Below are 20835 nucleotides of genomic sequence, written 5' to 3'. Positions count from 1 at the left end.
CCGCGCAGGTGCGGGGCGCATTCGACGTGCTTACGGAGTGCCTCACTTGCACCCTTGTGGGTGACAAGCGGCGACGTCGCCGTAACGTAGCGTTCGCCTCATGATCGACCAGCAGGTGTCGCTGCGAGGGGGTGCGGCGAGGCTTCCCGTACGGCCGAGGACCGGCCGCTTCCTCGTGCTGGCCGTGGTGTTCATCTGTGCCGCTTGCGGACTGGTGTACGAGCTCGAACTGGTCGCGCTGGCCTCCTACTTGATCGGTGACTCAGTCACCCAGGCCTCCGTCGTGCTGTCCGTGATGGTGTTCGCGATGGGCATCGGCTCGCTTCTCGCGAAACGTTTACGCAGCCGCGCCGCCGTCGGGTTCGGCCTGATCGAAGCCGCCCTCGCGCTGGTCGGCGGATCGTCGGCCCTGGTGCTGTACGCGTCGTTCGCCTGGCTCGGGGAGTCGCGCTACGCGCTCGTGGGGTTCTCGATGGCGATCGGGATCCTGATCGGAGCGGAGATCCCGCTGCTGATGACGCTGATCCAGCGGGTCGACCGGCAGGACGCGGGCGGGGCCGTCGCCGATCTCTTCGCCGCCGACTACGTGGGCGCGCTCGTCGGCGGGCTCGCGTTTCCGTTCCTGCTGCTGCCGATGATGGGCCAGCTCACCGGGGCGCTGTTCACCGGCTCCGTCAACGCGGCGGCGGGCGGTGCGCTGGTGCTGTGGGTGTTCCGGCGGGACCTCGGCACCCGCGAGCGCTGGCTGCTGATCGCCGCCAACGCCGTGGTGATCACGGTGCTGGCCACGGCCACGGTCCTGGTCGACGACTTCGAGAGGGCGGCGCGGAGCGCGGTGTACGGGGACGAGGTGCGGGTCGCCGTGCGGACCGAGGTGCAGGAGGTCGTCCTCACCGGAGCGGGGCGGGGCTCGCTCGACCTCTATCTGGACGGCCGGCTGAGGGTCAGCTCGCGCGACGAGTACCGCTACCACGAGGCACTGGTGCACCCGGTGATGAGGGGCAGGCACGAGCGGGTGCTGATCCTCGGCGGGGGCGACGGGCTGGCGGCCCGCGAGGTGCTGCGCTATCGGGACGTCGAATCCGTCGTGGTGGTCGAGCTCGACCCGGCCGTCACCCGGTTGGCCCGTACGGACCCTGCGCTTTCCGGGCTGAACGGGCACGCGTACCGGGATCCCAGGCTGACAGCGGCCGCCGGGGACGCGTTCAACTGGCTGCGGGCCACGGGTGACCGCTACGACGTGGTGATCTCGGATCTGCCCGACCCGGGGATCACGGCCAGTACGAAGCTCTACTCGGCGGAGTTCTACGGCCTGGTCGAGGAAGCCCTGGAGCCGGGCGGCCGCCTGGTGGTGCACGCGGGGCCGCTGGGCAGCAGGCCGGAGACGTTCTGGACGGTGGAGGCGTCGATGAGGGCGGGCGGCCTGGCGACCCGCCCGTACCGCATCGAGGGCAGGCGCACCGGTCTCGCCGCGGGTCCGGACCGGCCCACGGGCGGGTCGCAGGCGCCGCACGACTGGGGGTTCGTGCTCGCCGCTCCGCGTGCGGTGGGCCCCCTCGGCCTCGACGGCCGGGTGCCGGGGCTGCGCTCCTTGGGGGAACGGGAGCTGCTGGCGGCCGAGCGCTCGGCGGAGCAGGTGCGGCTGAAGGGCGCGAGCGCGTCGACGCTGGTGCATCCGCGCTACTGGGAGGAACCGTGAGCGTGGTGGGGACGCTGCGGACCTCACGGTGAACGGGGTGCGGAAGCGCTGACGGGACGGCCCCGGCTGAGTAGGCTCGGTCGGTATGGAGCATGAGGTGTTCGTTCCGGTTCCGGTCGCGTCCCTTCGTCGGACGCTGGGTGACCCCGCCCGTGTGGCGCGCTGTGTCCCCGGCCTCCAGCAGGACGCCGATGTGTCGGCGGGGCCCCTGACCGGCCGGCTGAAGATCCGGATCGACGGTCACACGATCACCTACCGGGGAGCGCTGACGATCACCGGCCGGGGCGACGACACCTTCCTCGTGTCCGGGGAGGGCGTCGAGGCCCGGGGCGGGGGCTCGGCGAAGCTGTCCCTGACCGTCGGACTCACCCGGACCGACGGCGGCACGACGGTCGCCTTCGGCGGGTCGGCGAGCGGCGAGGGCCGCATCGTGGAGCTGGAGGAGGCGGCGGCGCTCGCCGCGGTGCAGCGGCTGCTGGACCGCTTCACGCAGCAGTTGGTGACGGAGTCCCTGGCCGCCCGGGATGCGCAGGAGACCGCTCCCGGAGCTGCGACCGGGACCGGCCAGGACGAGGTGTCGCAGCCCGAGCCGTCGCAGCCCGAGTCTTCTGCCGCCGAGGCTTCTGCCTTTGCTTCGTCCGATTCCGATTCCGACTCCGACTCCGACTCCGATTCCGAGCCGTCCGAGCCTTCGGCCTCCGGCGAGGTGCGCGACAAGGGCTCGGTCTTCGACGCCCCCGTGCCGCCGCCCTCGCTCGATCCCGCGGCGGAGCTGGAGTTCACCGTGCCGGACGGTCCGCCTGCCGAGGCCGCACACGCCCGGCGCACCATGATCGGCCGGAGTACGGAGGAGGTCGACCACGCTCCGCCGCGCGGCCGGTACGCCCCCGTGCCCTCGCAGGACGACATGACTGCCGGCGTCACGCTGCGCTGGATCGCTCCCGCGGCCGTTCTCGCGATCGCCTCCGCCGTGGTCGTGGGCCGGGCTCTGCGGCGCCGGAGGTAACCGCTGTCCCGGTGCTCGGGCCGCGCGATGCGCGGCGTCCCACGCCGCGCGCCGATCCACCGGGGACGGCGGGACAGGCCCTGGCAGCGCCAGTAGTGTTCTGGGGTGAGCAGAGCTGCGAAGGACGTCCGGCTGACCGCCGGCGACGCCGAGTTGACCGTTGACCCCGTCCATGGCTGCCGGATCCGCAGCCTGCGGATCGGTGGCACCGAACTGCTGCGCCAGGGCGAGCGGTACGGCTGCTTCCCGATGGTGCCGTGGTGCGGCCGCACCGAGAACGGCCTGTTCCGCAACGGCGGCGAACTGCACCGGCTGCCGGTGGACTCCCCGCCGCACGCGATGCACGGCACCGGCCGCGACACCGACTGGCAGCCCGCCCGGCAGGACGAGGCGGAGGCGGCCTTCTTCTACGACCTGGCCGACCCGTGGCCGTACGAGGGCCGGGTCACGCAGTCCTTCGAACTGAGCGAGGACGCCCTGACGCTCCGCATGGGTGTCGAGACCTACGGGAACTCCTTCCCGGCACAGGCGGGCTGGCACCCCTGGTTCCTCCGCAACACCGGCGGCCAGGACGTGCGGATCGACTTCGACGCCGCCTGGCAGGAGGAGCGCGGCGACAACCACCTGCCGACCGGCCGCCGGATCAACCCCCTCCCTGGCCCCTGGGACGACTGTTTCGGGATGCCCGAGGGCGTCGATGTGAAGCTCACCTGGCCCGAACAGCTGGAGCTGACGGTGAAGAGCCGGGACGAGTGGGTGGTGATCTACGACGAGCAGCCCGAGGCCGTGTGCGTGGAGCCGCAGTCGGGCCCGCCGAACGGGCTGAACACCACGCCCCGGCTGGTCACCCCGATCGACCCGCTCGAGATCGTGACGACCTGGAGCTGGGTGCGGCTCTGAGACGTGGCCGCGGCGCGGTCACGCCAGCGCTTACCCTCGTGGGCATGACTGACGTACGCGCTGAGCTGCTCCAGCAGATCAAGGACAAGGCCGTGGTGCACGGCAAAGTGACCCTTTCCTCGGGTCTGGAAGCCGACTGGTACATCGACCTGCGCCGGATCACGCTGGACGGCAAGGCCGCGCCGCTGGTCGGCCAGGTGATGCTCGATGCCACCGCCGAACTGGACTACGACTGCGTCGGCGGTCTGACGCTGGGCGCCGACCCGGTGGCCACCTCGATGCTGCACGCCTCCGCGGCGCGCGGGAAGAGCCTCGACGCGTTCGTCGTCCGCAAGGCGCAGAAGGCGCACGGGATGCAGCGCCGTATCGAGGGCACGGACGTCAAGGGCCGCCGCTGCCTCGTCGTCGAGGACACCTCGACCACCGGTGGTTCCCCGCTGACCGCGGTCGAGGCGGTGCGCGAGGCCGGCGGTGAGGTCGTCGCCGTTGCCGTGATCGTGGAGCGGGGTGCCGCTCCGGCGATCGCGGAGGCCGGTCTGCCGTACGTCAACGCCTACGGGGTCGCGGACCTCGACCTGGCCTGACCTGCACGTTTCCTGAAGGGCGGCCGGTTTCACGTGAAACCGGCCGCCCTTCGCGTACGCCCGTAAAGATGCTCCGGCCACGGGCAGGGTGGAGCCGGGGCGAGAGTCTGGAAAGATGGGGGCGACGATGACGTCGCCCCCAGGTCAGGGACCAGCACTGCACACCCGCACATCCCAAGGAGCGGACAGATGCCCATCGCAACCCCCGAGGTCTACGCCGAGATGCTCGACCGGGCGAAGGCAGGCAAGTTCGCCTACCCGGCCATCAATGTGACGTCGACCCAGACCCTGCACGCTGCGCTGCGCGGCTTCGCGGAGGCGGAGAGCGACGGCATCGTCCAGATCTCCACCGGTGGGGCTGAATTCCTGGGCGGCCAGCACAACAAGGACATGGTGACGGGCGCCGTAGCCCTGGCCGAGTTCGCGCACATCGTCGCCGCCAAGTACGACATCACGGTCGCCCTGCACACCGACCACTGCCCCAAGGACAAGCTGGACACGTACGTCCGTCCGCTGATCGAGGTCTCCGCGGAGCGCGTCGCCAAGGGTCTGAACCCGCTGTTCCAGTCCCACATGTGGGACGGTTCGGCCGAGACCCTCGCCGACAACCTGGCCATCGGCCAGGAGCTGCTCGCCAAGGCCGCCGCCGCCAAGATCATCCTTGAGGTCGAGATCACCCCGACCGGTGGCGAGGAGGACGGCGTCACGCACGAGATCAACGACGAGCTGTACACGACCGTCGACGACGCGCTGCGCACCGCCGAGGCGCTCGGTCTGGGCGAGAAGGGCCGCTACCTGCTGGCAGCGTCCTTCGGCAACGTCCACGGCGTCTACAAGCCGGGCAACGTCGTCCTGCGTCCCGAGCTCCTCAAGGACCTCCAGGAGGGCGTCGGCGCCAAGTACGGCAAGGCCGCGGGCAGCCAGCCGTTCGACTTCGTCTTCCACGGCGGCTCCGGCTCCACGGCCGAGGAGATCGCCACCGCGCTGGAGAACGGCGTCGTGAAGATGAACCTCGACACCGACACCCAGTACGCCTTCACCCGCCCGATCGTGGACCACATGTTCCGCAACTACGACGGTGTGCTGAAGGTCGACGGCGAGGTCGGCAACAAGAAGGTCTACGACCCGCGCAGCTGGGGCAAGTCCGCCGAGGCGGGCATGGCCGTGCGCGTCACGCAGGCCTGTGCCGACCTGCGTTCCACGGGCACCAAGCTGAAGTAAGTACGTCACGGACGCACCGGGCCCGGCCCCCCTTTCCTGGGGTGCCGGGCCCGTTCCGTGTCCGAACCGAACCATGAGGAATCCGCTGTGAGTACGCCTGCGCGCTACGACTTCGACACCGTCATCGACCGCCGGGGCACCTGGTGCGTCCAGTGGGACGGGGTCGCCGACCGGTTCGGGGTGGACGGGCTGTTGCCGTTCACGATCTCCGACATGGACTTCGAGACCGCGCCCGAGGTGCTGGTCGCGCTGCGCGCCCGGCTCGACCACGGGGTGCTCGGCTACACGACCTGGCAGCAGGACGACTTCCGGTCGGCGATCGCGCACTGGTACGCGACCCGGTACGGCACGGAGCTCGACACCGGCCGGCTCGTCTACGGGCCGTCCGTGCTCAGCCAGCTCTCCCAGCTGCTCCAGATGTGGACGGGTGAGGGGGACGGCGTGGTCGTCCACACCCCCACGTACGACGGCTTCAGGAAGGCGGTCACCGGGCTCGGACGGGAGCTGCGGGGGGTGCCGGTGGGGGACACCGAGGCGCTCGAGCGTGAGCTGGAGCGGGCCGACGCGAAGGTGCTCGTGCTGTGCTCCCCGCACAACCCGACGGGGCGGGTGTGGACGGAGGCCGAGCTGCGGGAGACGGCGGCGCTCGCCCGGCGCCACGGTGTCGCGGTGATCAGCGACGAGATCCACGCGGACTTCGTGCACGACGGATACGTGCACGTGCCGTGGACACGGGTGGCCGGTGACGGGCGCTGGGCGGTGATCAGCTCGGCGTCGAAGTCGTTCAACTTTCCGGCGCTGACGGGTTCGTACGGGATCATCGGCGATCCGGCGGACCGGACGGAGTACCTGCGGCGCATGGAGACGGCGGAGGGGCTCGCCTCACCGGCCGTGCTGTCTCTGACGGCACACATCGCCGCGTACCGGGAGGGCGGGGCGTGGCTGGACGAGGTACGGGAGTACGTCGCCGGGAATCTCGCGCTGATCGCGGAGCGGCTGGACGGGGCGTTCCCCGAGCTCGGGTGGGAGCCGCCCCAGGCGGGCTATCTGGCCTGGATCGATCTGCGACCACTGGGTGTGGACGACGAGGCGCTGCAGCGTGCGCTGATCGAGCGGGAGAAGGTCGCGATCATGCCGGGCTCGGTGTACGGGGCGCCCGGGTTCCTCCGGCTGAACGCGGGGTGCCCCCGGAGCAAGGTGGAGGCCGGGGTGGCGGCGCTGGTGCGGGCTGTGGGGGCGGTCCGCTAGAAGACTCGCCGCACGGGCTTGGAGGTGCTCCCGAGCGTCCGGCGGGCGATGCTGCTCGTATGACAGACGCGGCCGACGGCGCAATCCGGGTTGCCTCGCCCGCGGGGCGGTGGATCGTCCTGACGACCGTCCTCGGGTCGAGCATGGCCCTGCTCGACTCCACGGTCATCAACGTCGCCCTTCCCCGGATCGGCGAGGACCTCGACACCGACCTCGCCGCCCTCCAGTGGACCGTCAACGCCTACATGCTCACGCTGGCCGGGCTGATCCTGCTCGGCGGTGCGCTCGGGGACAGGTTCGGCAGGCGGCGGGTCTTCGTGATCGGCGTCGTCTGGTTCGCCGTGGCCTCACTGCTCTGCGGTCTGGCGCCGAACGCGGCCGTCCTGATCGCGTCGCGAGCCCTCCAGGGCGTCGGAGGCGCCCTGCTCACCCCCGGTTCGCTGGCGCTCATCCAGGCGAGTTTCCATCCCGACGACCGCGCCCGCGCCGTGGGGCTGTGGTCGGGGCTCGGCGGGGTCGGTGCCGCGGTCGGGCCGTTCGTCGGGGGCTGGCTCGTGGACGGGCCCGGCTGGCGCTGGGTGTTCCTGCTCAACCTCCCGCTCGCCGCCGTCTGCCTGCCCGTCGCCCTGCGCCACGTGCCGGAGTCCCGGGACCCTGCGGCCCACGGCCGTTTCGACGTGCTCGGAGCCGCGCTCGCGGCCCTGGCACTCGCTCTGGTCACCTACGCGCTGATCGAGGTTCCGGTGCAGGGCGCGTCCGCAACGGTCGTCGGTGCGGCGATCGGCGGGGTGCTGCTCGGGGTGGCGTTCGTCCAGGTGGAACGCAACCGGGCCGACCCCATGGTGCCGCCGTCGATCTTCGCGTCCCGGCAGTTCACCGCCGTCAACATCGTGACGTTCTGTGTGTACGCGGCTCTCGGCGGCTTCTTCTTCCTCTCCGCGATCCAGCTCCAGGTCGTCGCCGGCTACTCGGCGCTCGGCGCGGGCACGGCGCTCCTGCCGACCACCGTGCTCATGCTGCTCTTCTCCGCGTCCGCCGGTGACCTCGGCCGGCGCATCGGGCCACGGATCCCGCTCACGGTCGGCCCCCTGCTGGCGGCGGCCGGGATGCTGCTGATGCTGCGGGTCGGCCCGGGCGCCTCGCTCTCCTCGTACGTCCAGGACGTCCTGCCGGCCGTCCTGGTGCTGGGCATCGGCATGGTCGTCCTGGTGGCGCCGCTCACCGCGACCGTCCTGGCCGCCGTCGACACGGGTAGGGCCGGGCTCGCCAGCGGGATCAACAACGCGGCGGCGCGGGCGGCCGGACTGCTCGCCGTCGCCGCGCTGCCGCTGCTCGCCGGGATGGGCCCCGAGGCGTACCGCGACGCCGGGGAGTTCGCCGCGACCTTCCGCCGGGCGATGCCGATCTGCGCCGGGCTGCTCGTCGCGGGGTCGGTGATCGCCTGGTCGCTGGTGCGGACGACCCCGGAGGCGGCACGCGAATGCCGGCCCGAATGCACGATGCACTGCGGGGTCACGGCCCCGCCCCTGGAGCCGGAACGGCAGACCGGGGGACGGACGGGCGGAACGTAGTCGCCCGGGTGTCCACGATGCGGTCGGAGCCAGGCACACTTGAACCATGTCCATCCACGAGAACCTGCTCGGGGGCCCCGCCCCGACCCACCTGCCCGACGACCCGGAGCCGCGCGAGCTCCTCGCCGGCGGCGCCGCACCCGCCGATGTCGCGGCGAAGTACCCGACGTCCTCGCTGGCCTGGGCCCAGCTCGCCGACGAGGCGTACGAGGGCGGCCGGGTCATCGAGTCGTACGCGTACGCCCGTACCGGCTACCACCGTGGTCTCGACGCACTGCGCCGGGCGGGCTGGAAGGGCCACGGCCCCGTCCCGTTCGAGCACGAGCCGAACCGCGGCTTCCTGCGCGCCCTGCACGCCCTCGCGCGCGCCGCGCAGTCGATCGGCGAGCAGGAGGAGTACGAGCGCTGCTCGTCGTTCCTCCGCGACTCCTCGCAGACCGCAGCCGACACCCTGGGCTGAGCCCCCTCCGCACCCGTAGGGCCCCGCAGGCAGCACCCTCGCCTGCGGGGCCCGACGCGTCCCGTGCTGCTCCGGTTTAGGATGCGAGCAGGGGACCGGAGCTCCACCACCTCAGAGGAAGGGGCGGACCGCTACCCGGAAGCTCGTGTCGAGGAGACAGAAATGTCGACGATCAACCCCGACCCCGAAGCCACCGGTGCGGACACCCCGCACCTGGACTTCGCGGGAACGACTCCGTACGAGGACTATGTCCAGGCGGATGTCCTGACCCACCTCCAGCACCTTCGCTCGGACGATCCCGGCGAGATGGTCTTCCTGGTCACCACCCAGGTCATGGAGCTGTGGTTCACGGTCATCGTCCATGAGTGGGAGACCGCGACCCGTGCCCTGCGCGAGGACCGCATACCCGTCGCACGCGACGCGCTGAAGCGCTCGCTCCGGGAGCTCGAGGCGCTGAACGCCTCCTGGAAGCCGCTGGCAGGCCTCACCCCCGCCCAGTTCAACTCCTACCGGGGCTCCCTCGGCGAGGGCTCCGGTTTCCAGTCGGCGATGTACCGGCGGATGGAGTTCCTGCTGGGCGACAAGTCCGCGTCCATGCTCGTGCCGCACCGGGGCGCTCCCCGTGTCCACGCCGAGCTGGAGAAGGCGCTCCACGAGCCGGGCCTGTACGACGAGACGCTCGCCCTGCTCGCCCGGCGCGGTCACGCGGTGCCGCAGTCGGTGCTCGACCGGGACCTGTCGCAGAAGTACGAGCCGTCCCCCGTGGTCGAGGCGATCTGGGCGGAGATCTACGCACGTCCCGACCAGAACGACGAGCTCGTGCGGCTCGGCGAGGTGCTGACCGACGTCGGCGAGCTGGTGTGGCGCTGGCGCAACGACCACCTGGTCGCCACCCGGCGTGCGATGGGTTCGAAGACCGGCACCGGAGGGTCGGCCGGGGTCGCCTGGCTGGAGAAGCGGGCCACGAAGAACGTCTTCCCCGAGCTGTGGACGGCGCGCAGCCATGTCTGACCTCTACGAGCGCGCACAGGCGCTCGACGCCGCCGACGAGCTCGTCGGCCGCCGCGAGCTGTTCGCCCTCGACGACACCGTCTACCTCGACGGGAACTCGCTGGGCGCGCTGCCCCGCCACGTCGCCGCACGCATGCAGGACGTCATCACCCGGGAGTGGGGCTCCCTGCGCATCCGCTCCTGGGACGAGAGCGGCTGGTGGACCGCGCCCGAGCGGATCGGCGACCGGATCGCCCCGCTGGTCGGTGCCGCCGCCGGGCAGATCGTGGTGGGCGACTCCACCAGCGTGAACGTCTTCAAGGCCGTGGTCGCAGCGAGCCGTCTGGCCGCCGACGGCCGCGACGAGATCCTGGTCGACGCGACGACGTTCCCGACGGACGGGTACATCGCCGAGTCCGCGGCCCGGATGACGGGCCACCGCATCGTCCCGGTCTCCCCGGCCGACGTGCCGGCCGCACTCGGCCCCCGTACGGCGGTCGTCCTGCTCAACCACGTCGACTACCGCACGGGCAGGCTCCACGACCTGCCGGGCCTCACCGCCGCCGTCCACGCGGCGGGCGCCCTCGCGGTCTGGGACCTGTGCCACAGCGCGGGCGCCCTGCCCGTCGGCCTCGACGCGCACGGGGTGGACCTGGCCATCGGCTGCACGTACAAGTACCTGAACGGCGGCCCCGGTTCGCCCGCCTACCTGTACGTCGCCGAACGCCACCAGGCGGCCTTCGACTCGCCCCTGCCCGGCTGGACCTCGCACGCCGACCCCTTCGGGATGACCCCCGAGTACACCCCGGCGGACGGTTCCGTACGGGGCCGGGTCGGTACCCCGGACATCCTCTCGATGCTGGCGCTCGAAGCGGCGCTGGACGTGTGGGAGGGCGTCACGGTCGAGGCCGTACGGGCCAAGTCCCTCGCCCTGACGGACTTCTTCCTGGAGTGCGTCGCCGCGTACGTCCCCGAGGGCCGGGTCGTCCCGGTCACCCCGGTCTCCCACTCCGAGCGCGGGAGTCAGGTCTCGCTGCGGTGCGAGAACGCGGACGACACCGAACCGGTGATGCGCGCGCTCATCGAACGCGGCGTGGTCGGCGACCTGCGCCGCCCGGACGTGCTGCGGTTCGGTTTCACCCCGCTGTACGTCGGCTTCGCGGACGCCGAGCGCGCCGCGCGGATCCTGGCGGAGGTACTGGCCGCCTAGGGCCTCGCGTTCCGTACGGGCCCGGTCCTCGAGGACCGGGCCCGCACGGGTCTGCCGCCGGTCCGAAGGCGGCCCGCCGTACTGATACCGTCCCCGCAGGTCAGTCCAGTTGGGCATATGCGTAGGACGGTTGGAGCAGCATGTCGGATTCTGCCGCGCGTGATCGTGACGCCGCCGAGACCGAGTCGGCGTTCGCGCATCCGGTGGTCGCCCCCGATCGGTCCGTGGCCTATGGAAGCCATCCCGACCAGGTGATCGACTTCTTCGCTCCGCGCGACGGCCGGACCGGGGCTCCGCTCGTGGTCGTCCTGCACGGAGGGGCCTGGCGCGCCCCGTACGACCGGCACCATGTGTCGCCGTTCGCGGACTTCCTGGCCCGGCGCGGGTTCGCCGTCGCCAGCGTCGAGTACCGGCGCGGCAGCGAGATCCCGCAGCAGGGCGGGGCGGGTCCGGTCGCGGGGCGCTGGCCCGAGACGTTCGACGACGTGGCCGCCGCGATGGACGCCCTGCCGGTGCTCGCCGCCCGGGAGCTGCCGCAGGCCGACATACGGCGGACCGTGGTCACCGGGCACTCGGCGGGCGGACAACTGGCCCTGTGGGCCGCCGCCCGGCACGTGCTTCCGCTCGGTTCGCCGTGGCGGCTGCCCGCGCCGCCGCCGCTGCGCGGAGTGGTCGCGCTGGCGCCGATCGGTGACTTCACGAGCGCCGTCGAGCTTGACGTCTGTTCCGGCGCCGTGCGCCAACTCCTCGGCAAGGAAGCGGACTTCGAGGAGCGCAGGTTGCACGCCGACCCGGCCGAGCTGCTCCCGACCGGGATCGCGACGGCCGTCGTCCAGGGCGTCGACGACCTCACCGTGCCGCAGGCGGTCACGGAGGCGTTCGTGGACGCCGCGGCGAAGGCGGGGGAGATGGTCGGGCTGACGCTTCTGGACGCGGTCGGGCACTTTCCGCTGATCGACCCGTCGGCCGACGCGTGCGCGGTGGTGGCGGAGGAGATCGCCCAGCTGGCCTGGTAGTACTTGCGATGGACGGCCCAGGATCCGCATCACTGCTGACGACCCCGGCCGCGGTGGCGCCTACCTTGGGGAGCGTGACCGAGACGAAGACCAGAAGCCCCGAGCTCCGGCTGGCCGCAGGGGCGATAGACGGCCTGCGGCAGGACCTCTTCCACGACGTTTTCGACTACCGTCCGCTGGGCCCGCTGGGTACCGGCGGTCCGGTGATCAGGAGGCTGCCCGGGGCGATCCGGAAACGGGCGGTCTGGACGCCGCACGCGGTGGTCGGCGTGGTCGCGCTGATCTCGATGCTGGCCGGAGTGTTCGAGGCGAACACCTACTCCGTGTTCGGGATAGCGACGCTCATCGCAGGTGTGGTGCCGTCCGCCGCCCTGATGATGACGCTGGTCCGCCCCGTTCTCGCGTTCTGGGTGTCGCTCGCGACCACCCCGCTGGTGGCCGTCGTCGGTCACGGGGACTGGCCGTGGGGGCCGAACGCCTTCGCCTGCCACCTGGGTGTGCTGATCGTCGTCGCGGCGAGGACCCGGCCGCGTACGGCCGCGTGGATGTGGCTGATCACCCTGGTCGCCGGGTCCTTCCTGGAGAACTTCGGAAACGGTTACACGCCCACCACCGGGCCCATGGCCGTCACCTCCGCCTTCGCCCTGCTCCTCGTCACCGTGGTGCAGGTACGCCGTGACGCCGAGCGCGAGGTGACCGTGCAGCGCACCGTCACCGCCGTGGAGCGCGACCGGCGCACGCTCCTGGAGGAGCGCACCACCATCGCCCGTGAACTGCACGACGTCGTCGCCCACCACATGTCCGTCGTCGCGATCCAGGCCGAGGCCGCCCCCTACCGTGTGGAGAACCCGCCGCCCGAGCTGGAGCAGGCCTTCGTCACGATCCGGGAGAACGCGGTCGCCGCGCTCACCGAGCTGCGCCGCGTCCTGGGTGTCGTACGGGCCGACGACTACGAGGCGCCGGACGCCCCCCAGCCCACCCTGGCCGAGACCGACCGGCTGCTGGCCAATGTGCGGGAAGCGGGCCTGGAGACGGAGAAGACGGTCACCGGCGCGGTGCGCGAGCTTCCGCCGGGCGTCGAACTGTCGGCGTACCGGATCATCCAGGAGGCCCTGAGCAACACCCTCCGCCACGCCCCCGGCGCCACGGCCAAGGTGGAGATCGGGTACGTGCTCGGCGGGCTGGGGCTGCGGATCGTCAACGGGCCCGCGACGGGGCTGGTCAAGCCGTCGCCCGGGGCCGGGCACGGGATCACGGGGATGCGGGAGCGGGTCGCGATGCTGAACGGCGAGATGACGGCCGAGGCCACGGGGGACGGCGGCTACGAGGTCGCCGTGTTCCTGCCCGTGGCGGCCGAACGGACAGTTGCCGGGGAGGGTGGGGACGCGTGAACGACTCCACCATCCGGGTGCTGATCGTCGACGACCAGATGATGGTCCGCGAGGGCTTCTCCGTGCTGCTCAACGCGATGCCCGGTATCGAGGTCGTCGGCGAGGCCGTCGACGGACGGCAGGCCGTGTCGCAGGTCGCGGCCCTGCGCCCCGACGTGGTGCTGATGGACATCCGGATGCCGGAGCTCAACGGCATCGAGGCCACCCGCGAGATCGTCGCCGCCGACGCGGACGCCAAGGTGCTCGTCCTGACCACGTTCGACCTGGACGAGTACGTGTACCAGGCCCTGCGCGCCGGGGCCTCGGGATTCCTGCTCAAGGACGCCTCCGCCCGCCAGCTCGCCGACGGGGTACGGGTGGTGGCGTCGGGCGAGGCACTGCTCGCGCCGACCGTGACCAGGCGGCTCATCAAGGAGTTCTCGAAGCTCGCCGAAGCGCCCCGGCCGCCCGCCATGGCCAGGATCGGCGACCTCACCGAACGCGAGACCGAGGTGCTCGTCCTGATCGCCCAGGGGCTGTCGAATCTGGAGATCGCCTCGCACCTGGTGGTGGCCGAGTCCACGATCAAGACGCATGTGAGCCGCATCCTGGTGAAGCTGGGGCTCAGGGACAGGACCCAGGCGGCCGTGTTCGCGTACGAGGCGAGGCTGGTCACACCCGGATAGCGTCGGTCTCATGCATGTGTCCTTCGACCCCTGGTCGCCGGCGTTCGTCGCCGATCCGTACCCCGCCTACGCCGCGCTGCGCGCCACCGGCCGGGCGCACTACTTCGAGCCGACCCGGCAGTGGCTGATCCCGCACTACTCCGATGTGTCGGGGCTGCTGCGCGACCGGCGCCTCGGCCGGACGTATCTGCACCGCTTCACCCACGACGAGTTCGGCCTCGACGCCCCGCCCGCCGCCCACGAGCCCTTCCACACGCTCAACGGGCAGGGGATCCTCGATCTGGAGGCCCCCGACCACACCCGGATCAGACGGCTGGTCGCCAAGGCCTTCACGCCCCGCACGGTCGAGATGCTCGCCCCGGCAGTGGAGCGGATGGCCGCCGGGCTCGTCGAGGAGTTCACCGCGGCGGGCGGCGGTGATCTGCTCACCGCGGTGGCCGAGCCGCTGCCCGTGGCGGTCATCGCCGAGATGCTCGGCATCCCGGAGTCCGACCGGGGGCTGCTGCGCCCCTGGTCGGCGGCGATCTGCGGGATGTTCGAGCTGAACCCGCCGGAGGACAGGGCACGGGCCGCCGTTCAGGCGTCCGTCGAGTTCTCCGCGTATCTGCGCGCGCTGATCGACGAGCGGCGCGGGGACCCCGGTACGGACCTGATCACCGCGCTCATCACCGCCCATGACCAGGACGAGCGGCTGACCGAGCAGGAGATCATCTCCACCTGCGTGCTGCTGCTCAACGCGGGCCACGAGGCGACGGTCAACGCCACCGCGAACGGCTGGTGGACGCTCTTCCAGCACCCCGAGAAGCTGGCTTCCCTGCGCGGCGACCACAGTCTGCTGCCGACCGCGGTGGAGGAACTCCTGCGGTACGACACCCCGGTGCCCATGTTCGCGCGCTGGGTCCTGGACGACATCGAGATCGACGGCACCGTCATCCCGCGCGGCTCGCAGGTCGCGCTGCTCTTCGGCTCGGCGAACAGGGATCCGGAACGCTTCACCGAGGCCGGGACGCTGGACCTGTCCCGGGAGGACAACCCGCACATCGCGTTCGGGGCGGGCATCCACTACTGCCTGGGCGCACCGCTGGCCCGCCTCGAACTGGCGTCTTCGTTCGGTGAGTTGCTGCGCAGGGCGCCCGGTATGCGGCTGTCGGCGGAACCGGAGTGGAAGCCGGGGTACGTGATCCGGGGGCTGCGGGAGCTACTGGTGGAGATCTGAGGACGGGGGCCCGGGCAGCCGGGCCCCCGTCCCGCTACTTGGTCTCCAGGTCCCGTCGGCGGAAGCCCTCCAGTCCCAGCCACAGCAGGGCGGCAGCGATCAGCGTGAGCACCGCCATCGGCGTCCACCTCATCTCCGCGGCCGGCAGCTGGGGTACGTGCCCGAAGGGCGACAGGTTGTTCAGCCAGGGCGGGAACCGCAGCAGCTTGCCCAGGTAGCCGACGACGAACGCGTACACCGGTACGGCCCAGGCCGCCGATGCCGCCCGGGGCAGCCAACCGAAGAGGACGGCCGCGACTCCGACGGTGACCCAGAGCGCCGGCGCGTACGCCAGCGAGGCTCCCACCAGCTTCGGGAACAGTCCGGGGTCCCCGGCCGACGCCGCACCCGCGACACCGATGCCGAGCCCGGCCAGCAGGAGCAGGAGCGTGCCGCCGGCCAGTGCGACGACGAGGTGGCTGCCCGCCCAGCGGGTACGGGACAGGCCGGTCGCGAGGAGCGGCTCCACCCGGCCCGCGTTCTCCTCGGACCTCGGCCGCAGGGCGGCCATCACCACGTACACGGCGGTGACGACGGCGAGGACGACCATGACCATCGACGCGAACGACTCGGCCATGGTCGTGCCGCCGATGTCCTCCAGCGCCTCGTGGAGCTGGTCGATGTTCTTCAGCATGTCGTCCGCGCTGCCGAGGATCGACCCGTACATCGCGCCCATCAGGAACACGCCGGCGCCGAAGCCGGCCAGCGTGGAACGGTGCAGCCGAAGGGCGAAGCCCAGCGGCCGGGTCAGGAACGGGGACGCGACCGGGCTGCCGAGCCGTGCGGCACGCAGTCCGGCTCCCACGTCCCGCCGGGTGGACAGGACGAACCCCGCTCCCGCCGACAGCACGGCCAGTGAGAGGCAGAGCAGCAGCGGCCACCAGCGGTTGTCCACGTAGACGTAGGTGCGCTGCACCCAGCCGATCGGGGACAGCCAGGACAGTGCGTCGCTGCCGCCGGAGTCGCCGGCGGCCCGCAGGACGTAGGCGAGGCCGATGGTGGCCATGGCCATGCCGGAGGCGCCCCGGGTGTGTGCGGTGATCTGGGCGGTGACCGCCGCGACGGCGGCGAAGACGATGCCCACGGCCGCGTGGGCGGACCCGTAGAGCAGCGAGCCGCCGACGTCGATGGAGTCGATGCCCATCGAGCCGAGGCCGAGGGCCAGCAGCAGGGCGAGCGCGAGGTTGGCGAGCACCGCGACGGACAGGGCGGCGGCCAGGTGCGCGTGCCGTCCGACGACGGTGGAGCGGACCAGCTCGGCCCGGTTCGTCTCCTCCTCGTTGCGGGTGTGCCGGGTGACGATCAGGATGCTCATCAGGCCCACCAGGACGGCCGTGAAGCCGAGCATCTGGTGGCCCGTCATCGAGCCGAAGGTGTAGTCGTCGAGGTAGTGCCGGGGCCCTGTCATGGCGAGCCCGGCCGGGCTCTCCATGGTGGTGACGACGGAGGCGCGGTCGGCCGGATCGGCGTACAGCGTCCTGTACTTGTCCGCCGTGGCGGCCGTTGTGACGAACAGGGCGAGGATCCACACGGGGAGCCGGACGCGGTCCCTGCGCAGGTTGAACCGGATCAGGGTGCGGGTTCCGGCCAGGGTGCCACCACCGCTCGCGAGGGAGCGGTCGGCCGAGGGTGCCGGGCTCGTGGTCGTGGCGGTCATCGGCCGTCTCCGTGCGGGTGGCCGCCCACGGAGAGCTCGTCGCCGTAGTGGCGCAGCATGAGTTCCTCCAGGGTCGGCGGGTGGCTGGTCAAGCTGCGGACGCCGAACTCGGCGAGCCGGCGGACCGTGTCGTCGAGGTGGCCGCCGTCCACGTCGAACCGCACCCGGACGGCGCCCCCGCCTTCGGTGAGGACCTGTACCCCGTGCACGCCGGGCAGGGTGTCGAGCCCGGTGGCCGGGCGTGCGGTCTCGGCCTCGATCGTCGTACGTGTCAGATGGCGCATCTCGCTCAGCGACCCGGACTGCACGATCCTGCCGAGCCGGATGATGCTGACGCGGTCTGCCAGTTTCTCGACCTGGGCCAGGATGTGGCTGGAGAGCAGCACCGTCTTTCCCGCGGTCCTCGCCTGCAGGATCACGTCCTGGAAGACCACCTCCATCAGGGGGTCGAGTCCGGCGGTCGGTTCGTCGAGCAGCAGCAGCTCCGCGTCGGATGCGAGCGCGGCGACGATCGCGACCTTCTGCCGGTTGCCCTTGGAGTAGGCCCGGCCCTTCTTCGTGGGGTCGAGGTCGAAACGCTCGATGAGCTCGTCACGGCGCTGCGTGTTGCTCGTGCCGCGCAACCGTGAGAGCAGGTCGATGGCCTCGCCGCCGGTGAGGTCGGGCCACAGCTCGACGTCGCCGGGCACGTAGGCCAGGCGCCGGTGCAGTTCGACGGCGTCGTCCCACGGGTCCTTGCCGAGCAGTTGTGCCGCGCCCGAGTCGGCGCGCAGGAGCCCGAGCAGGACCCGGACGGTGGTGGACTTTCCGGCGCCGTTGGGGCCGAGGAAGCCGTGGACCTCGCCTGTTTCGACGTCCAGGTCGAGGCCGTCCAGCGCGTGTGTCCGCCCGAACGACTTGTGCAGTCCGGCGACGGTGATTGCCTTCGTCATGATTCTGAAAGTACGTGAGCTTCACAAAGTTGTGAAGTTAAGGAAGCGTATAAAGTTGAGGTCATGATCGGGGCAGGGGAGGCGACAGAGCGATGACCAGCCGGGCAGGGGAAGGCGCCGAGCGTGACGAGGAGGCCGTGGCGCGGTTCGTCGAGCGCTTCGCGGCCGAGATGACGGAAGCGGGCATGCAGCGGATGGCCTCACGGGTCTTCGCGGCGCTCCTCGCGGACGACGACGCCTCCATGACCTCGGCCGAGCTCGGCGAGCAGCTGCAGATCAGTCCGGCCGCGGTCTCGGGCGCGATCAGCTACCTCACGCAGGTCAGCATGGTCGGCCGGGAGCGCGACCCGGGATCGCGCCGAGACCGCTACCGGCTGCACAACGAGATCTGGTACTCCACCTTCGCCAGCCGCGACCAGGTCCTGACGCGCTGGGAGCGCACGCTCAGGGAAGGCGCACGCTCCCTGGGCGAGGACACGCCGGCCGGTGCGCGGATCGCCGAGACCGCGGAGTTCTTCGAGTTCATGCAGTCGGAGCTGGCCGGTGTGATGGAGCGGTGGCGAGAGAGCCGCGGGGCGGCGGGCGGGAACTGAGTACGGCTGACGGCTCCCGGCGGTCGGCGCACAGCCGTGCGGCGGTCAGCGCGCCGTCGGACCGGCGGGGCCACCGGACCGGTGTCCGGCAGCCCCTGCGCCCGTCACGTCATCTGCCCGGGTCCGTCGCCGGCGGAAGTATCAGCCCCCACGCCCCCGCCCGCACCGTCCACGTCCGGGTCCGGACCGGGCCCGCGACCTGTATGTCCGCGCGGTAGCGGAAGTCCGGGCCGGAGACCGTGACCGCCTTGGCCTCCACCGTGACCGTTTCGCCGGACGTCGTGTGGATCACCACGTCCGCGAGGCCCCCGTCGCCCTGCGTGGTCACCGAGACGCCCTCGACCGGCCGGTCCAGATCGTTCAGCAGGACCCCGTCCGCCTCCACGCGCAGCCGGTGGGCGCGCGGTGGGGACGAGGGCGGGGCCGGGCGGACCAGGGCCGCCATCAGGCTCCGGCAGGTGTCCCAGACCGCCGTGACGCCCGTGTGGGGAGCCTCCGGGCCCGGCGCCGGGCCCAGCGCGGGAATGCGCAGATCGCCCAGCACGACGCCGTCGCTGTCGTCGACCAGGAGGTCCAGCCGACGGGCCGCCCCCTCGAGCGCCGCGCGGGCAGCGGCCACGGCGCCCCGGGGCACGCCGAGCGCATGGGCGAGTTCCAACGTGTGCGGCGCGCCGACCGGGATCAGGGAGAGCGCACTTTCGGCCAGCTCCCGTTCCCGGTGGAGCTGGGCCACGGCGCGCAGCAGCGTGTGGTCGTCGCCGACGACCACGGGCCGCCGTCCGCCCCGCCGGGACAAGGCCCGGGCGAACTCCTCCGGACTGTCCGGGAGGCACATCTTGGCGTGCGAACCCGCGCTCAGCACGTCCTTCGCGATACGCACGGACTCGCCGTCGAACCGGCGGGCAAGGGGGTCGATGAGTACCAGTAGCTGGTGGTCGCCGTCGCCGGGGGGCTCTGCAGCCGACACCTCGGTCCTTCCTCGGGTAGCATCTTGGTGCAAGAGCCCCTTGCGCTATTGCGCCAGGGGCTTCGTCTATTCCGGGGCACCCGGTTCGACGGCTCAGGCTTTGCCGCACATCGTCGTGCGGCAGGTACGACCTTTACGTACGCCCCCTGACCTTGGACATGCCCCGCCCGGAAGGGGTGTACGCCTGTGCCCGCACTTGTGCTGCTCGGTGCTCAGTGGGGTGACGAGGGCAAGGGGAAGGCCACCGACCTCCTCGGTGGATCCGTGGACTATGTGGTGCGCTACCAAGGCGGCAACAATGCCGGCCACACGGTCGTCGTTGGCGACCAGAAGTACGCACTGCATCTCCTCCCCTCCGGAATCCTGTCGCCGAGCTGTACGCCGGTGATCGGTAACGGTGTCGTGATCGACCCGGCGGTCCTGCTCTCCGAGCTGAGCGGTCTGAACGAGCGAGGCGTCGACACGTCCAAGCTTCTGATCAGCGGCAATGCTCATTTGATCACCTCGTATCACACCACGGTCGACAAGGTGACGGAACGCTTCCTCGGCTCCCGCAAGATCGGTACCACCGGTCGCGGAATCGGACCCACGTACGCGGACAAGATCAACCGCGTCGGCATCCGGGTCCAGGACCTCTACGACGAGTCGATCCTCGTCCAGAAGGTCGAAGCCGCTCTCGACTTCAAGAACCAGATCCTCGCCAAGCTCTACAACCGGCGCGCGATCGAATCCAGCAAGATCGTGGAGGAGCTGCTCACCTACGCGGAGCAGATCAAGCCGTACGTCGCCGACACGACGCTGATCCTGAACAACGCCATCGACGAGGGCAAGGTCGTCCTCTTCGAGGGCGGCCAGGGCACTCTGCTGGACGTCGACCACGGCACGTATCCCTTCGTCACCTCGTCGAACCCGACCGCGGGCGGTGCCTGCACCGGTTCCGGCGTGGGCCCGACGAAGATCAGCCGGGTCATCGGCATCCTCAAGGCGTACACCACGCGCGTCGGTGCCGGACCCTTCCCGACCGAACTTCTCGACGAGGACGGCGAGGCACTGCGCCGTATCGGCGGCGAACGCGGTGTCACCACCGGCCGTGACCGCCGCTGCGGCTGGTTCGACGCCCCGATCGCGCGGTACGCGACCCGGGTCAACGGCCTCACGGACTTCTTCCTCACCAAGCTGGACGTGCTGACCGGCTGGGAGCAGATCCCGGTGTGCGTGGCGTACGAGATCGACGGCAAGCGCGTCGAGGAGCTCCCGTACAACCAGAGCGACTTCCACCACGCGAAGCCGATCTACGAGATGCTGCCTGGCTGGTCCGAGGACATCACGAAGGCCAAGACCTTCGAGGACCTGCCGAAGAACGCACGGGACTACGTGAAGGCGCTGGAGGAGATGTCCGGCGCTCCGATCTCCGCGATCGGTGTCGGCCCCGGCCGCACCGAGACGATCGAGATCAACTCCTTCCTGTAG

19 protein-coding genes are annotated in these 20835 nt (G+C 71.3%); 16 read left to right on the top strand and 3 right to left on the bottom strand.

Going from position 1 to position 20835, the window contains the following annotated elements; genetic code table 11:
• Nucleotides 1-100 precede the first annotated feature (100 nt).
• From ACFW9O_RS06465 to ACFW9O_RS06400, 14 genes are all read left to right on the top strand, one after another.
• Entirely contained in the window at nucleotides 101-1699 is a 1599-nt protein-coding gene (locus tag ACFW9O_RS06465; RefSeq protein ID WP_384605781.1) for a polyamine aminopropyltransferase, read from the top strand.
• Between the two features lie 85 nt (nucleotides 1700-1784).
• A complete protein-coding gene (locus ACFW9O_RS06460) occupies nucleotides 1785-2705 on the top strand; it encodes an SRPBCC domain-containing protein (protein ID WP_384605778.1) in 921 nt (306 codons plus the stop codon).
• Nucleotides 2706-2810: 105 nt separating this feature from the next.
• Nucleotides 2811-3605 carry an aldose 1-epimerase gene (locus tag ACFW9O_RS06455; RefSeq protein WP_384605775.1) on the top strand — a complete coding sequence of 265 codons (795 nt, stop codon included), beginning with the start codon at nucleotides 2811-2813 and terminating at the stop codon, nucleotides 3603-3605.
• A gap of 44 nt (nucleotides 3606-3649) precedes the next feature.
• Nucleotides 3650-4189: an orotate phosphoribosyltransferase gene (gene pyrE / locus ACFW9O_RS06450; RefSeq protein WP_329209525.1), complete on the top strand. Its 540-nt coding sequence runs from the start codon at nucleotides 3650-3652 to the stop codon at nucleotides 4187-4189.
• A 189-nt stretch (nucleotides 4190-4378) separates the two neighbouring features.
• Entirely contained in the window at nucleotides 4379-5410 is a 1032-nt protein-coding gene (fbaA, locus tag ACFW9O_RS06445; protein ID WP_351181550.1) for a class II fructose-bisphosphate aldolase, read from the top strand.
• Between the two features lie 87 nt (nucleotides 5411-5497).
• Nucleotides 5498-6658 (top strand): MalY/PatB family protein, encoded by a 1161-nt coding sequence (locus tag ACFW9O_RS06440; RefSeq protein ID WP_384605772.1) that lies wholly within the window; start codon nucleotides 5498-5500, stop codon nucleotides 6656-6658.
• A gap of 59 nt (nucleotides 6659-6717) precedes the next feature.
• Nucleotides 6718-8229, top strand: coding sequence for an MFS transporter (locus ACFW9O_RS06435; protein WP_384605770.1), 1512 nt, complete (start codon nucleotides 6718-6720; stop codon nucleotides 8227-8229).
• Nucleotides 8230-8275: 46 nt separating this feature from the next.
• Entirely contained in the window at nucleotides 8276-8689 is a 414-nt protein-coding gene (locus ACFW9O_RS06430; protein ID WP_329209531.1) for a DUF3151 domain-containing protein, read from the top strand.
• 162 nt (nucleotides 8690-8851) lie between these two features.
• The gene (locus ACFW9O_RS06425) at nucleotides 8852-9700 is read left to right on the top strand and encodes a tryptophan 2,3-dioxygenase family protein (protein WP_351181560.1); all 849 of its coding nucleotides are present in this window, start codon (nucleotides 8852-8854) and stop codon (nucleotides 9698-9700) included.
• Complete coding sequence (kynU, locus tag ACFW9O_RS06420; protein WP_384605766.1) at nucleotides 9693-10889, top strand: kynureninase; 1197 nt, start codon at nucleotides 9693-9695, stop codon at nucleotides 10887-10889. Before ACFW9O_RS06425 ends, kynU begins: the two co-directional genes overlap by 8 nt.
• Before the next feature lie 140 nt (nucleotides 10890-11029).
• On the top strand, nucleotides 11030-11905 hold the full coding sequence (locus tag ACFW9O_RS06415) for an alpha/beta hydrolase (protein ID WP_351173850.1): 876 nt from the start codon (nucleotides 11030-11032) through the stop codon (nucleotides 11903-11905).
• 74 nt (nucleotides 11906-11979) lie between these two features.
• Nucleotides 11980-13296 (top strand): sensor histidine kinase, encoded by a 1317-nt coding sequence (locus ACFW9O_RS06410; protein ID WP_384605763.1) that lies wholly within the window; start codon nucleotides 11980-11982, stop codon nucleotides 13294-13296.
• The gene (locus ACFW9O_RS06405; RefSeq protein ID WP_329209540.1) at nucleotides 13293-13961 is read left to right on the top strand and encodes a response regulator transcription factor; all 669 of its coding nucleotides are present in this window, start codon (nucleotides 13293-13295) and stop codon (nucleotides 13959-13961) included. Before ACFW9O_RS06410 ends, ACFW9O_RS06405 begins: the two co-directional genes overlap by 4 nt.
• A 10-nt stretch (nucleotides 13962-13971) precedes the next feature.
• Complete coding sequence (locus tag ACFW9O_RS06400; protein WP_384605759.1) at nucleotides 13972-15177, top strand: cytochrome P450; 1206 nt, start codon at nucleotides 13972-13974, stop codon at nucleotides 15175-15177.
• A 34-nt stretch (nucleotides 15178-15211) separates the two neighbouring features.
• Here ACFW9O_RS06400 and ACFW9O_RS06395 read toward each other — a convergent pair whose 3' ends face one another.
• Together ACFW9O_RS06395 and ACFW9O_RS06390 are read right to left on the bottom strand one after the other, a co-directional pair.
• On the bottom strand, nucleotides 15212-16873 hold the full coding sequence (locus tag ACFW9O_RS06395; protein ID WP_384605758.1) for an ABC transporter permease: 1662 nt from the start codon (nucleotides 16871-16873) through the stop codon (nucleotides 15212-15214).
• Nucleotides 16870-17805 carry an ABC transporter ATP-binding protein gene (locus ACFW9O_RS06390; protein ID WP_384605755.1) on the bottom strand — a complete coding sequence of 312 codons (936 nt, stop codon included), beginning with the start codon at nucleotides 17803-17805 and terminating at the stop codon, nucleotides 16870-16872. Before ACFW9O_RS06390 ends, ACFW9O_RS06395 begins: the two co-directional genes overlap by 4 nt.
• Before the next feature lie 92 nt (nucleotides 17806-17897).
• On the opposite strand from ACFW9O_RS06390, the gene ACFW9O_RS06385 reads away from it, so the two are divergent.
• Nucleotides 17898-18398 carry a GbsR/MarR family transcriptional regulator gene (locus ACFW9O_RS06385; RefSeq protein ID WP_384605752.1) on the top strand — a complete coding sequence of 167 codons (501 nt, stop codon included), beginning with the start codon at nucleotides 17898-17900 and terminating at the stop codon, nucleotides 18396-18398.
• A gap of 109 nt (nucleotides 18399-18507) precedes the next feature.
• Here ACFW9O_RS06385 and ACFW9O_RS06380 read toward each other — a convergent pair whose 3' ends face one another.
• Nucleotides 18508-19365, bottom strand: coding sequence for a diacylglycerol kinase (locus tag ACFW9O_RS06380; protein WP_384605749.1), 858 nt, complete (start codon nucleotides 19363-19365; stop codon nucleotides 18508-18510).
• Nucleotides 19366-19551: 186 nt separating this feature from the next.
• On the opposite strand from ACFW9O_RS06380, the gene ACFW9O_RS06375 reads away from it, so the two are divergent.
• On the top strand, nucleotides 19552-20835 hold the full coding sequence (locus tag ACFW9O_RS06375; protein ID WP_384605747.1) for an adenylosuccinate synthase: 1284 nt from the start codon (nucleotides 19552-19554) through the stop codon (nucleotides 20833-20835).

The sequence above is a fragment of the Streptomyces sp. NPDC059499 genome (assembly GCF_042749285.1).
GTDB lineage: Bacteria > Actinomycetota > Actinomycetes > Streptomycetales > Streptomycetaceae > Streptomyces.
This window is presented reverse-complemented; position numbering and strand designations above follow the sequence as displayed.

Bases quoted from the DNA above. Each gene is read 5' to 3' on its own strand.
- ACFW9O_RS06465 (WP_384605781.1), top strand. From the start codon at position 101: ATGATCGACCAGCAGGTGTCGCTGCGAGGGGGTGCGGCGAGGCTTCCC.
- ACFW9O_RS06460 (WP_384605778.1), top strand. From the start codon at position 1,785: ATGGAGCATGAGGTGTTCGTTCCGGTTCCGGTCGCGTCCCTTCGTCGG.
- pyrE (WP_329209525.1), top strand. From the start codon at position 3,650: ATGACTGACGTACGCGCTGAGCTGCTCCAGCAGATCAAGGACAAGGCC.
- fbaA (WP_351181550.1), top strand. From the start codon at position 4,379: ATGCCCATCGCAACCCCCGAGGTCTACGCCGAGATGCTCGACCGGGCG.
- ACFW9O_RS06435 (WP_384605770.1), top strand. From the start codon at position 6,718: ATGACAGACGCGGCCGACGGCGCAATCCGGGTTGCCTCGCCCGCGGGG.
- ACFW9O_RS06430 (WP_329209531.1), top strand. From the start codon at position 8,276: ATGTCCATCCACGAGAACCTGCTCGGGGGCCCCGCCCCGACCCACCTG.
- ACFW9O_RS06425 (WP_351181560.1), top strand. From the start codon at position 8,852: ATGTCGACGATCAACCCCGACCCCGAAGCCACCGGTGCGGACACCCCG.
- kynU (WP_384605766.1), top strand. From the start codon at position 9,693: ATGTCTGACCTCTACGAGCGCGCACAGGCGCTCGACGCCGCCGACGAG.
- ACFW9O_RS06415 (WP_351173850.1), top strand. From the start codon at position 11,030: ATGTCGGATTCTGCCGCGCGTGATCGTGACGCCGCCGAGACCGAGTCG.
- ACFW9O_RS06400 (WP_384605759.1), top strand. From the start codon at position 13,972: ATGCATGTGTCCTTCGACCCCTGGTCGCCGGCGTTCGTCGCCGATCCG.
- ACFW9O_RS06395 (WP_384605758.1), bottom strand. From the start codon at position 16,873: ATGACCGCCACGACCACGAGCCCGGCACCCTCGGCCGACCGCTCCCTC.
- ACFW9O_RS06390 (WP_384605755.1), bottom strand. From the start codon at position 17,805: ATGACGAAGGCAATCACCGTCGCCGGACTGCACAAGTCGTTCGGGCGG.
- ACFW9O_RS06385 (WP_384605752.1), top strand. From the start codon at position 17,898: ATGACCAGCCGGGCAGGGGAAGGCGCCGAGCGTGACGAGGAGGCCGTG.